Source organism: Mesorhizobium sp. M2A.F.Ca.ET.043.05.1.1 (genome assembly GCF_003952445.1).
GTDB lineage: Bacteria > Pseudomonadota > Alphaproteobacteria > Rhizobiales > Rhizobiaceae > Mesorhizobium.
The window spans coordinates 3,291,480-3,303,591 of record NZ_CP034446.1; the positions used below are offsets into that span (position 1 = coordinate 3,291,480).

Genomic DNA, 12,112 nt, shown 5'->3' on the forward strand with positions numbered 1-12,112 from the left:
GGCGCGCCGACAGCTCCCGCACTCTGGCCGCCACGGTGTCGGCCGGCAAACAACGCAGAAGCAGGCGCATCCGATGCCAGCCCGGCAATCTCCCTTGACCAACGTCTATGTCTGCGCCTTCGCGGCCTATGCGTGCTTCTCGACGTCCGACGCTTTCACCAAGGCCCTGCATGGGCCTTTGAGCGTTTTCGAGATCGGCTTCTTCGAGAACGCCTTCGCCTCGCTCGTTCTGATGGCTACGCGCCATCAGAACGAGCGCTGGATAGAGTTCTGGAAAATGAGCCGCCCATGGCCCATTCATTTCCGCGCCATATGCGGCGTGGTGTCGAGCCTTTGCGCAATATACGCTTTCACGACGATACCGCTCGTGGATGCCTACTCGCTCATCTTCCTTGCCCCGTTCTTCGTGACCGTCATGTCCGTCCTGATCCTCAAGGAACAGGTCGGGCTATGGCGGTGGTTCGCCGTGCTGCTCGGATTCGTCGGAGTCCTGCTGGCGGTCAAGCCCGGCTTCCAGGCGTTTCAGCTCGGACATTTCGGCGCGATGGTCGCAGGGCTTTCCACCGGCACGTCGATCATTATCATGCGAGGCCTCGGCTCCGCCGCCAAGAAGACGAGCATCCTGGGGATGCTGTTCATTTACCTCGTCTTGATCAATGGCATCGGCATGGTGCTTCACGGCTTCACGGCGCCTGCCTTACACGATCTCGTGCTGATGGCGCTATCGGGCCTGTGTGTGGGTCTCGGCCAGTGGGCGTTCGTCAGCGCGGCGCGCTACGGCAACGCGACCCAGATCGCGCCGGTCGCTTATTCGCAGCTTGGCTGGGCCATGCTCTTCGGGATCATCATCTTTCAGGAATATCCCGACCTGCTGGCGGTGGTCGGAGTCGGGATTATCGCCAGCGCGGGCCTGCTGACGGTGCTGCGCGAGCGTATACGCCGGATCAAACCGGCAAACCCGCCCGGCATACGTTGAGGAACGCCGGTCTGCAGTGGCCCTCGCTCACGCCCTCATCTTCTCGAGAGCCGCGGAAAACACATCCTCGGCGCCGATCTTCCCCGGCTTGAGGAACAGCGAAATACGCCTGTCGTCCTGCGAGATGCAGGACCCGGCGCCGAGTTCGTCAAAGGCAAGCACCTGCATGCTTTGTATGCCCAGCGCCTGGACGATGGCGCCGGAGGATTCGCCTCCCGACACGACGAACTTGCGGACGCCTTTCTCCGCCAATCCCCTGGCGATGCCAGCCAGGATCGCTTCGGCCTTGCGCGCCGCCCCCATCACGCCGAACATCGACTGCGCCCGCGTAACGGCATCCGGATCGCCGGCGACTGAGAATCCGATCGCTCGACCAGCATCGAGTCGCCGCCGCGCCCATTCGAGAGCTCTATCCGTCAGGGCATCGGCTTCCGCTTCGCGGATGTCGATGTCGAGAACCGGGTTGGAGAGCGCGAAATGATCGCGCTGCCTCAGTGTGACTTCGCTGCAGCTTCCCACCAGGACGGCCTCCCCGCCCTGCCCGCGAAGCGGCATCGGCCGGTCTTGCCGAGCAAGCTGGCGCTTCTCCCAGCGCGAAGCCAGTTCGATCGCCAGGGCATCGGCCCCGGTGGTGACGCGGTCACCACCGAAGATCACCGCACCAAGCGCCACGTCGTCATTGTCGACGCAATCCATGAGGAAGTACCGCACGCCCTTGTCCTGCTGGTCCCGCACATAGTCATGCGCGACCGTGGAGCCACGATGCAGGACGCGATGTGGCAGCAATCCGACTTTCTCGGCGGTCTGGCGCTGCAGCACCCTCGCCATATCGGGATCGTTCATCGGCGAGATCGGATCGAAGCGCTTAATCGATTCTGAGATCAGGCGATCCTTGTAGAACATGTAGCCTTCATGCACGTAGGTGCGAAGGTCGGGATAGCCGGGACCGAAGACCAGGCGCGACTGATCGTATTTCCCGATCAAGAAGTCGGCGCAGGGACCAATATTGCCTTCATCGGTCGAGTCAAAGGTGGAACAGTATTTGTAGAAAATATGCTCGGTGCCGATTGCATCTAGCGAGACCGTCAAGGAATCCAAAGTGGCCACGGCTTCGGCCGGCGGCATGAAGCGCAAGCGCGTGGCAACCACAACAACGCCCTGGTCGCCGATGGACGGCAGGATGCCGGGATCGCAGACATAGAGGGCGGGAATGCCGATCTTCTCGAGATTGCTCGCAACGAACAGCCCGCCGGTGAAATCGTCGGCAATGACGGCGAATCTGACACTCATGCGACCGATGCCCCTCCCGAGCTTCGTCAAGGACTTCCCCCGCCCGCCGCCGGAGCGATCCGGCTCGAGACGCCCACGGCCGATGTCGTCACTCGACCTGCAGGTGCGTGACGAATTTGGTGTTCAGGTAAGACTCCAGCGCGTCGGCGCCGCCCTCGGTGCCGTAGCCGGAATCGTTGATCCCGCCGAACGGAACCTCCGGCAGCGCCAGACCGAGATGGTTGATCGAGAGCATCCCCGAGCGAATGCTGCTGCTCATCCTTGCGGCATTGTCGGCCGAACGCGTGAAGGCATAGGCCGCCAGCCCATAGCTGAGCCGGTTGGCTTCCTCGATCGCCTCATCAAGACCATTGACCGGAACCATCAAGGCGACGGGTCCGAACGGCTCCTCGTTCATGATCCGGGCGGTTTTCGGAACCCGCGAAAGAACGGTCGGCTCGAAGAAGTAGCCGGCATTGCCCAAGCGCTTGCCGCCGGTCATCACCTCGGCGCCGGCCTGCACGGCCTCCTGGACGAGAGCGCCCACCGCCTCGACGCGCCGCTCGCTGACCAGCGGGCCCATCGTCGTGCCTTCGGCAAGCCCGTCGCCGACCTTGATCGCCTTGGCCGCCTTCGTGAAGACCTCGACGAACTCGTCATAGACGCCCTGGTCGACGAGGAAGCGCGTCGGCGACACGCAAACCTGGCCGGCATTGCGGAACTTGGACCCCGCCATCACCTTCGCGGCGCGCTGGACATCGGCATCCGGCAGGACGATGACCGGAGAATGGCCGCCAAGCTCCATCGTGGAGCGCTTCATATGCTGCCCTGCCAGCGAAGCCAGCTGCTTGCCGACTGCGGTCGAGCCGGTAAACGAGATCTTCTTGATGACCGGATGCGGAATGAGATAGGCGGAAATCTCGGCCGGCACCCCATACACGAGGTTGACCACGCCCGGCGGAATGCCGGCGTCGACGAATGCCCTGACCAGCTCCGCCGGGGAAGCCGGCGTTTCCTCCGATCCCTTGATGATGATGGAGCACCCGGTGGCCAGTGCCGCCGACAGCTTCCTCACGACCTGGTTGAGCGGAAAGTTCCATGGCGAAAAGGCCGCCACGACACCGACCGGCTCCTTGACCTCGATCTGACTGACGCCGCCGGCGCGTGCCGGTATCACCCGCCCGTAAGTGCGGCGTCCCTCCTCGGCGAACCAATCGATCAGGTCGGCGGCCGCGAGGGTTTCCATCTTCGCCTCGGCCAGTGGCTTGCCCTGTTCGGTGGTCAGGATGCGCGCGATGATATTGGCGCGCTCCCGCACGATGACGGCAGCCGCGCGCATCAGCTTGTAGCGCTCGAAGGCCGAAATCCTGCTCCAGAGCTGGAAGCCGTTTTCCGCCGCGGCAAGCGCCTCGTCGAGATCCGCTATTTCGGCGTGGGCGAGCCTGCCCAGCACGGTCTCATTGGCGGGATTAATGATCGGCAAGGTCTTGCCCGACGCAGCCGGCTTCCACTCGCCGTTAATATGCAGCAGCACATGTTCGGGGTACGACATTCCATCAATCTCCTTACGCTTTCATCCGCCTGCGCGGCTTGCGACGCTCCGCAGCCCTGCCGTATCAGCCGGATCTGCCTGTCTCGCGCGCAATCAGGGGTCAGCCTCTCGGGCCGATAATCAACGCCGGCTCCTGATAGGATATATCGGCCCAGCTGGCTACGGCGCGGCGCGTTTTTAGCCGATTTTTTTCGCACTTTCAAACACGGCCGAGAGGCGGCGAACAGTCCCCGAGAACGCACCAATCCGCCCCCACCCGGCGCCCCGGCGCATGGCTCATGCCTCCACCGTCACCTGGCCCCCCAGCACTCTTGAGACGCAGGGCATGATGGCGGTTCCTTCCGCCAGCTCTGTCGCGTCCAAGACGTGGTCGTTGTGGACGATCCCGCCCGTGCAGCTCTGCACCTTCAGGCGGCATTTGCCGCAAGCTCCGACACGGCACATGGAATCGACCTCGACGCCCGCATCCTCCAGCGCTTCGAGCATCGACTGGTCGGAGGAAACCTCTATGACGCGCTCTTCCTTTCCCGCCAGCACGACCGAGAACGGCGCGCCTCCCACCGCTGCCTTGAACCGTTCCGAGTGGAAACATGATTGCGGCCAGCCCACGGAACTGATTGCTTCGATCGCCGCATCCATCATCCTCGGGGACCCGCAGACATAGACATGGGTGCCGGCCTGCTGCTCAGCCAGCAAACCGGAAAGATCGAGGCGTGTCCCAGCGGCGCTGTCGTGGAGATGCAGCTTCGCACCATAACGGGCGCGAAGCGTCGCAACGAAGGGCGCATCCCCGGCCGAGCGGACCGAATGATGCAGCTCGAAGGCTTCGCCCAGGCGATCGAGCTCGCGTGCCATGCTCAGAAACGGCGTGATCCCGATGCCACCGGCAATCAGCAGATGGCGCCTTGCCAGCCGGTCCACCGGGAAGGAGTTCAAGGGCCGGCGAACGGTCAGTTCGTCGCCGACGCCAAGGCTTTCGTGCAGGAACCGCGATCCGCCCCGCCCATCAGGCTGATGCTGCACCGAAATCCCGTAGCGGCGGCGATCATCGGGGTCGCTGGTCAGCGAGTAGGCGTTGCGCCGGATACCCCCACCGGTGTCGAGCAGCAGCACGAGATGGGACCCGGGCGAAAATGCCGGCAGATCTAGCCCCTGCGCATGTTCGAGGAAAAAGCTCTTCACGCCCCCGGCGACGGTCTCGATACCGGCCAGCCTCAGCTTGAGGAATCCCTTGTCGGCAAGATCCATCAGAAAGGCTCTTGCCGCAAGGCGGGCACGTTGGGATCCGAGGGGTGAAGAACGACCGCCTGATAGGCGCCGATACGCCGCGAGTAGTGGTCCCGCACGACCAGCGTCACGCCGCAACGGGGACAGTCGAAGGCCCGGCGGGCAATGCCGTCATACACCGTCTTGCAATGCACGCATTGAGCACGCCGCGCGCCGGCGCCTGCCTGTTCCGCAAGCATAACATCGGCGGCAAGACCTCGGTCGCGCGCCTGCCGGCGCACAAGCGAGAGGAAGGATTCCGTACCGGCGACATAGAGCCGGGCAGCCGCCGGCATCGCATCCATGCGAGCCGAGAGCACTTCGCAGAAAGCGCATTCGTCGAGGTGCAGACCAAACTCTATCCCGGGTGCGTTCAATAAGGACCCGATCCGGTTCTCGCGCCCCAGAACATGGACGCAGATCGATCCGGTGCTCGCGGGCCATGGCATTGCCAGGAGACGCTCGATCGCGGTCATACCCGCCTCGTCCGAGACCAAGATTTGCTGTCGCGCGGGCTTCCAGGCCAGCGTGCCGTAGGCAGGCTTGGAGGAACTCTCGATCCCGATGGTCAAGGGCGTGGCTCCAGGCGGTCTGTGTCGGGCCCGGCGCCTGGCGACAGAGGTCGCCCATCGTCGAAGCGCACAAGCCAGTCGACGCATTCGCGCCGGAAGTGGATGTTCGAAAAGCGTGCAAGGCCAGGATCGAGATCGCGCAGCACCCGGTGCAGGCGCGCGGCCCATTTCGGCACCCGCGCCACATCGCGCAGCGACAAGAGATAGTTCCGCAGGACAAAGATGATCGCGTTGCTGCGCGGCACGCGATAGAGCTGCTGAAATTCGCTGCGCACGAAGATGTCGTCGGGCACCGTCTCCGCCGTGACGCCATCGACGTCGTGCTGCCAGACGATCTTATTCTCCAGCGACTTGTCGAGGCGCGGCCGCACGGCGTGCACCCAAGTAACCCGCCTTTGCGGCGCCTCGGCCGATAGCATCATCGTCATGCGCAGCGCCTGGTCGATAACCCGGCTTTCCGCCACGGCTCCAACCAGCGTTCCATGCCAGTCATGCCAGTTCATACCCAGGATGAAGTCGAACGACCAGCCATAGGGAGCGGTCACCATGCCACCATCCAACCACAGGGTGCTCTGGCGCTGATCCATGAGCACGAAGTCGCCCTGGGTTTGGCGGGTGATGTATTCGAACGCTTCGCAGGGAAGCGTCTCGGCCCGGCCAAAGGTAAAATCCCGCCGCTCTCCCAGCAGACGGTTCTCCCACCGGCAGTTCCTGTCCTCGCGCCGATAGGAGAAATGCGCCGGAAAGTCCCGCGCCAAAGCACGCATAATGTAGTCCGTCGCTTCCCACTGCGCCTCTTCCATGTGCGGCAGGACATGATAGCGCGAGCGGTCCTGATCGAGGACGAATGCCCGTTCGGCGACCTCGTCCAGATAGTGCTCATCGATATCGAACAGCGACCTGTAAGCCGCGGTCGGCCCGTTTCGATCCTGCGGCTCGACCCCCACCCCCTTCATCTCGAAACGGTCGGTGTCCAGGGGAAAGGGAAAGCGCAGAATGCCGGCGTCCGAATTGCGGAACGTCATGTCGCCGCGAAAGACGTTGGGCGGAACCTCGCCGCTTCGTGGCGCGATGGACAAGTTCAACTCTCCCCGCATGGCCTGGATCGGCGCAGGTTGTTTTCGGCGGAAGGGTGGATTCCCGGGCACGGCAGGCCGCCGTTCGGGAATGCTCCATCTTGGCATCGAGGGGGTTCGCCGGGTCAATCGTCCGAAAGGATGATCTCCTTTGGCCAACTTCAGATCGCGGCGGAAAATGTTGATTTGACCTCTGATCGAACGCAATCTTGCGACGCAGAAAAACCGGATGCAGTCGAGGCGCAGGATGACCGCGACCCAATTTGTCTCGGACGGCGAGGAGGCCAGGCCGATCGTCGAACTGCTGCAGTTCGCCATGGAAGAGACGCACATACCTTCTTCGATCTTCTACTGGATCGACGAGAGCATGCGCATGCAGATAGCGGCATGCGAAGCTGTCGACCTCGATCGGCTCAACATCTACCAGTCCACCTTTTACGCACATGACCCGTGCAGCCCCGTGCGGATGATCAGCCGGCAGGCGCGCACCCAGACCCTGCAGCGCGCATGCTGCGAAAGCGAGGCTCTCGAACTGTACCGGCCATATATGGCGCTGAGCGGGATCAAAGACGCCTTGGAGATGGTTTTCTGGCATGAGGGCAGCGCGGTCGCCGGGCTGGGACTTGTGGCGAGGAACGAACAGGATTGCGTATCGCCGGAGGCCTGGAAGCTGGCCGAGAGCATGCAGCGCTATGTCGAGGCAAGTCTCGCGCTTCACCCAAGGGTGATGCGCGATCGGGGCCGAAGGAGGCTCGCAAGGGAATTCCTGCTGTCGAAGCGGGAAATCGGAATCGCCGAGCTGGTGGGAAGGGGTCTGACCAACCAGGAGATCGGCGAGGAGCTGACGATTTCCCTGCCCACGGTTAAGACCCATCTGCGGAGCCTGTTCGCAAAGCTCGATGTCGGGAACCGCACATCGCTCATCGCCCGGATGCGCAAAGCCGAAATGACGAGATAATCGCCGCGATCCGCAGGCGTCGGCTGCCGCCAGGATCGTCACTCCACCGCGACCTGTTTCCGAGGGCTGAGGCCGAAGCGGCCCATCAACGCCACTTGCAACGCACGGCAATTTTGCAATACGATATATCAAGAGCTTTCGGATCGACGACATGACAGCTTCGGCAACGATGAAGACCGCTCATCCGCCTCTCAGCCCGCTCGACAAGGGCGTCCCCGGAACGGTCGCCGAGGTCGCGATCGACACGGTCGCAGACCGGAAATCGAGCCTGCTGCGGGAAGACATTCCGCTCCCGGCGGCCGTCATCAAACATGACGCGCTCCGCCATAACCGCGAATGGATGAAATCCTTTCTCGAAGACAGCGGCGTGGCTCTTGCCCCTCACGGCAAGACGACAATGTGCCCGGCGCTTTTCGATATGCAGCTTGACGACGGCGCCTGGGCCATCACGGTCGCGACGCCGCATCAGATCCAGGTCGCGCGCGCCTTCGGATATTGGAGGATATTCTTCGCCAACCAGCTGATCGGCAGAAGCGCGATCGAATATGTCATGCGCGAACTGGCGAATGATCCGGCCTTCGAGTTCTTCTGCCTAGTGGACGATCTGTGGAACGTGGAAGCCCTGGCATTGGCGGCCAGGGCAGCGAACCTCGACCGGCCGGCGGACCGAGTGCCGCACTGTCGAGCAGGCGATCACCCTCGCCCGTGCCGTGCATGCGTCGGGCATCCTGGCGCTCGCCGGTGTCGAAGGCTTCGAGGGGCTCCTTCGAGGATCGTCGAACACCGAAACGCTGGCGCAGGTGGAGAGCCTGCTCGGCTCGATGGTCGAGCTTGCCGAAAGATGCGCTGCGGAACGATTGTTCGCCGAAGGCACGGTGCTGCTCTCGGCGGGCGGATCATCCTTCTTCGACGTTGTCGCCGCGCATCTGTCAGCGGCCAGGCTCAACCGCGAGACGCGGATCCTGCTGCGCTCGGGCTGCTACATCACGCATGATTCTGTGCTCTACGTTCGCGCCATGGACGCGATGCGGGAGCGCAACAGCGCGCTTGCCGACTCGCATGGCGGTCTGCAACCCGCGCTCGAGATCTGGGCTTATGCGCAGTCGCGGCCGGAGGCTGACAAGGCGATCGTCGGGTTCGGCAAGCGTGACATCTCCTATGACGACCTGCCGCTAGCGCTGAGCTGGTACCGGCCGGATGGCAGCATGACAGCGCCCCAGACGGTGCCGGCGGGGCATGTCGTGACCAGGCTGAAAGACCAGCACTGCCACCTTTCGGTGCCGACCGGCTCGCCGCTGCGCGTCGGCGATCTGAGGCTTCGGTATCTCGCACCCATGCCTGACCTTCGACAAATGGCGGGTCATCCACCTTGTCGATCCGTCCTACCGGGTCACTGGTTCGATCCGGACATATTTTTGAACGTCGCCCGGGACTGGAACGAAGGCATCTTCCACAATGAGCAGGAAACATAACCCCAAGGCAATGCTGGTCACCGGCGCCGCGAGCGGTATCGGGGCGGCAACGGCAAGACTGGCCCCCGGCGCCGGCCACAAGGTGATTCTGGCCGACATCAACGAAGCTGGAGCCCGCGCGACGGCGGCCGAGATCGGCGCCAATGCATCCGCCAAGCGCCTCGATATCCGATCAGAGGAAAACTGGAACGCGTTGCTCGACGAGGTCTGGGCGGAGCACGGCCGGCTGGATGTCCTGATCAACAACGCAGCCATCGTCCACACCGGCTTTGCGGCCGATGTGCCGATCGAGAAGCATAGGCACACGCTCGACACCAATTTCATGGGCGCGGCCATCGGCATGCTGGCCGGGCTGCCGCGCTTCAAGGCGCAGGGTTCCGGCCATCTGGTGACGGTTGCCAGCATGGTCGCCTTCCTGCCCTTCCCCGGCATAGCGAGCTACGCCGCGGCCAAGCACGCGCTGCGGGCCTTCCACCATGCGCTGGCCATCGAGGAGCGCCGCAGCCCGGTCCGCTTCACGATCGTCTATCCGACTGCGACCGAAACCCCCATGCTGGAGAAGGAAGCCGAGGACGACGCCATGGCGCTTGCCTTCGCCGGCAATCCGGTTCCCGCCGAGCACGTCGCTCGGACCATTCTCGACGCCGTCGTGAAAAAGCCGGCCGAGGTCTACATTCCGCCCGAGCGCGGCAGCTTCGTACGCCAGATCGGCGTGAAACCGGGCGCGCTGGCGAAGATGTACGAGCACAATGCGGCCATCGGCGCGGAAAAGCTCAAGGCCCGTCCCGCCGACAGCAGCGGCTGAGATCCTGGCGCGGACCGGCTCAGCCCTTCGACCGAAGGCGGGTCGCCTTCCCTGAATTGACCTGGGCTAGCTTGAGCTGCTCAAGGATGCGATAAGAGCCCTCCCTCAGGTCTCTCACCGCCAGTCGGCAGCATCGGAGTGGCCGCCGGCGGCCGGCTGGTGGTCGCGCTTCGGAGCGGCGTTCATCTTTTCGATCCTGTATCCAGGACGCTGGAGTTCCTGGTTCACCCGGAACCCGAGATGGAGATGAACCGGCTGAACGACGGCAAGGTCGGACCGGACGGATGCTTCTGGTCGGATCTATGCACGACAGCGTGCCCCGCGCGCCGACCGGCTCACTCTACCGGGTGACGCCGGCGGGCCAATGCACGAGGATGGTGAGCGGGCTGAAGGTGTCGAACGGGCTCGCCTGGAGCCCCGACGCCAGGACCATGTATCACGCGGATACGCGCGGACCCTATGTGGAGTCCTACGACTTCGACCCGCAGAGCGGCGGCCTGTCCGCAGCGCGACGGTTCGCGACATTCACGGAAGACGACGGCTTGCCGGATGGAGCGGCGACCGACGTCGACGGGCACTACTGGGTTGCGGGCGTGACGGCAGGCCGGCTCACCAAGTTCGCCCCGGACGGCCGAATCGCTGGCATATTTTCGCTGCCGACGCCGGCGCCGACCATGCCATGCTTTGGCGGCAGCGACCTGAAGACACTCTTCATCACCTCGCTGCGAACGGACCGCCCGGGCCGATATCAGATCGGAACACTGTTCTCCGTGAAGGCGGACATCGCCGGCCTTCAGACTGGCGTCTTCGGTTAAGCCCCGACGCCTATGTTCGGGAGCGCGCACGGTTGGTCCGATGCAAACTCCATCGGGAAGCAGTGGGCCTCGGGCGCCACAACGCAAGCGGTTTGCTGCGATCCGCCATATCTTGGACCAGAACTGGTACGGCGAACAGCAGGAGAAGATGATGTTGAGATCGTCTGGTCGATGCCCAGCCGCCTTCGGAGCTATTTAGTGTTCCTTCGCTACTGCCACCAGCGCCCGACGGGAGTTGTCGGCCACAAACTCACCGGATTTCGGGACTGCCATGGTTCGAGCAGCACCAACTAGATGTGAGCTTTCAGGAGGTTGTTCATTCGGTCCCGAGCGAGGAAGCTGAAGTTGCTGAAGCTTTAGCGATTCTCGCAGGAGGACCGAATGAACATCCATAAGAATGCCCGACTGACGCCGCACGGTCGAGAGCGAGTTGTGGCTGAAGTGCTGCGCGGGCAGACGCCGCAGGCCGCCTCACGTGCCGCAGGCGTTTGCCCGCATACGGTGCGCAAGTGGGTTGCGCGCTATCGAGCCGAGGGTGTGGCCGGTCTGCAGGATCGTAGCTCTCGACCACGGCGTCTGTACCGTCCGACGCCGCCGCAAGTCGTTGCTCGCATCGAGGCCCTGCGCCGGGAGCGCAGTTCCGGAAAGCACATCGCCAAGGAGGTCGGCGTCTCGCCCGCGACGGTCAGTCGTGTACTTAGGCGCCTCGGCCTGAACAACCTCATGGCGTTGGATCCGCTGCCGCCGGTACGCCGTTATGAACGTGCCCATCCGGGCGAGCTGATCCACATCGACATCAAGAAGCTCGGCCGCTTCGAGCGGGTTGGTCATCGCATCACCGGCGATCGCACGGGCCAGAGCACCTGGCGCAGTTCCAAGCGCGGCGGTCCGGGTTGGGAGTTCGTCCATGTCTGCATCGACGATGCATCCCGCGTCGCCTTCAGCCAAATCAAATCCGACGAGAAGACGCGCAGCGCCATCGCCTTCCTCAAGGCTGCCATCGCCTATTACAGGGGCCTCGGCGTAAAGGTGACCCGCATCATGACCGACAACGGTAGCTGCTATGTATCGAGAGTCTTCGCCAAGGCCTGCAAGCGATTGCATCTCAAACACATCCGCACAAAGCCGTATACGCCAAAGACCAATGGCAAGGCCGAGCGCTTCATTCAGACTGCCCTACGCGAGTGGGCATACGCCAGGGCTTACGACACCTCCGATCAAAGAGCTGAAGAGCTGCCTCTCTGGCTTCATCGCTATAACTGGCACCGACCCCATGGTAGCCTTAAGGACAACACGCCCATCAGCAGACTCGCCTTGTCCGAAGACAACCTGTTGAGGCTCCACAACTAGA

The 12,112-nt window shown here is 63.3% G+C and carries 11 protein-coding genes and 1 pseudogene; 6 read left to right on the forward strand and 6 right to left on the reverse strand.

Annotated features, from left to right (window positions below; translation table 11 throughout):
- Positions 1-94: 94 nt before the first annotated feature.
- Positions 95-976 (forward strand): DMT family transporter, encoded by an 882-nt coding sequence (locus EJ069_RS16235; protein ID WP_189476417.1) that lies wholly within the window; start codon positions 95-97, stop codon positions 974-976.
- A 27-nt stretch (positions 977-1,003) separates the two neighbouring features.
- Here the strand turns inward: EJ069_RS16235 and EJ069_RS16240 are convergent, their stop codons facing one another.
- The 5 genes from EJ069_RS16240 to EJ069_RS16260 all read right to left on the reverse strand — a co-directional run bounded on the left by EJ069_RS16240 (position 1,004) and on the right by EJ069_RS16260 (position 6,918).
- The gene (locus EJ069_RS16240; protein WP_126062157.1) at positions 1,004-2,266 is read right to left on the reverse strand and encodes a four-carbon acid sugar kinase family protein; all 1,263 of its coding nucleotides are present in this window, start codon (positions 2,264-2,266) and stop codon (positions 1,004-1,006) included.
- 88 nt (positions 2,267-2,354) lie between these two features.
- Entirely contained in the window at positions 2,355-3,797 is a 1,443-nt protein-coding gene (locus EJ069_RS16245) for an NAD-dependent succinate-semialdehyde dehydrogenase (RefSeq protein ID WP_126062158.1), read from the reverse strand.
- A 276-nt stretch (positions 3,798-4,073) separates the two neighbouring features.
- Positions 4,074-5,045: a PDR/VanB family oxidoreductase gene (locus EJ069_RS16250; RefSeq protein WP_126062159.1), complete on the reverse strand. Its 972-nt coding sequence runs from the start codon at positions 5,043-5,045 to the stop codon at positions 4,074-4,076.
- Positions 5,045-5,635, reverse strand: a complete 591-nt coding sequence (locus EJ069_RS16255; protein ID WP_126062160.1) for a dimethylamine monooxygenase subunit DmmA family protein — start codon at positions 5,633-5,635, stop codon at positions 5,045-5,047. The genes EJ069_RS16250 and EJ069_RS16255 overlap by 1 nt, the downstream gene beginning before the upstream one ends.
- Positions 5,632-6,918 (reverse strand): DUF3445 domain-containing protein, encoded by a 1,287-nt coding sequence (locus tag EJ069_RS16260; RefSeq protein WP_245456610.1) that lies wholly within the window; start codon positions 6,916-6,918, stop codon positions 5,632-5,634. Before EJ069_RS16260 ends, EJ069_RS16255 begins: the two co-directional genes overlap by 4 nt.
- A gap of 40 nt (positions 6,919-6,958) precedes the next feature.
- Here EJ069_RS16260 and EJ069_RS16265 point away from each other — a divergent pair, with 40 nt between their 5' ends.
- On the forward strand, positions 6,959-7,669 hold the full coding sequence (locus tag EJ069_RS16265) for a LuxR C-terminal-related transcriptional regulator (protein ID WP_189476419.1): 711 nt from the start codon (positions 6,959-6,961) through the stop codon (positions 7,667-7,669).
- A gap of 85 nt (positions 7,670-7,754) precedes the next feature.
- On the opposite strand, the gene EJ069_RS33015 is transcribed toward EJ069_RS16265, so the two are convergent.
- The gene (locus EJ069_RS33015) at positions 7,755-8,135 is read right to left on the reverse strand and encodes a hypothetical protein (protein WP_210211338.1); all 381 of its coding nucleotides are present in this window, start codon (positions 8,133-8,135) and stop codon (positions 7,755-7,757) included.
- Between the two features lie 244 nt (positions 8,136-8,379).
- Here EJ069_RS33015 and EJ069_RS33020 point away from each other — a divergent pair, with 244 nt between their 5' ends.
- The 4 genes and pseudogenes from EJ069_RS33020 (at position 8,380) to EJ069_RS16285 (ending at position 12,111) form a co-directional block, all read left to right on the forward strand.
- A complete protein-coding gene (locus EJ069_RS33020) occupies positions 8,380-9,141 on the forward strand; it encodes a hypothetical protein (protein ID WP_210211339.1) in 762 nt (253 codons plus the stop codon).
- Positions 9,125-9,946 carry an SDR family oxidoreductase gene (locus tag EJ069_RS16275; protein WP_126062162.1) on the forward strand — a complete coding sequence of 274 codons (822 nt, stop codon included), beginning with the start codon at positions 9,125-9,127 and terminating at the stop codon, positions 9,944-9,946. The genes EJ069_RS33020 and EJ069_RS16275 overlap by 17 nt, the downstream gene beginning before the upstream one ends.
- Before the next feature lie 159 nt (positions 9,947-10,105).
- Positions 10,106-10,761 (forward strand): annotated as a pseudogene (locus EJ069_RS16280) (SMP-30/gluconolactonase/LRE family protein).
- A 381-nt stretch (positions 10,762-11,142) separates the two neighbouring features.
- Positions 11,143-12,111, forward strand: coding sequence for an IS481 family transposase (locus EJ069_RS16285; RefSeq protein ID WP_126062163.1), 969 nt, complete (start codon positions 11,143-11,145; stop codon positions 12,109-12,111).
- Position 12,112 lies beyond the last annotated feature (1 nt).

Excerpts from the sequence above, each read along its gene's own strand:
- EJ069_RS16240 (WP_126062157.1), bottom strand. The coding sequence starts at position 2,266 with ATGAGTGTCAGATTCGCCGTCATTGCCGACGATTTCACCGGCGGGCTG.
- EJ069_RS16245 (WP_126062158.1), bottom strand. The coding sequence starts at position 3,797 with ATGTCGTACCCCGAACATGTGCTGCTGCATATTAACGGCGAGTGGAAG.
- EJ069_RS16250 (WP_126062159.1), bottom strand. The coding sequence starts at position 5,045 with ATGGATCTTGCCGACAAGGGATTCCTCAAGCTGAGGCTGGCCGGTATC.
- EJ069_RS16265 (WP_189476419.1), top strand. The coding sequence starts at position 6,959 with ATGACCGCGACCCAATTTGTCTCGGACGGCGAGGAGGCCAGGCCGATC.
- EJ069_RS33015 (WP_210211338.1), bottom strand. The coding sequence starts at position 8,135 with ATGCGGCGTCGCGACCGTGATGGCCCAGGCGCCGTCGTCAAGCTGCAT.
- EJ069_RS16275 (WP_126062162.1), top strand. The coding sequence starts at position 9,125 with ATGAGCAGGAAACATAACCCCAAGGCAATGCTGGTCACCGGCGCCGCG.
- EJ069_RS16285 (WP_126062163.1), top strand. The coding sequence starts at position 11,143 with ATGAACATCCATAAGAATGCCCGACTGACGCCGCACGGTCGAGAGCGA.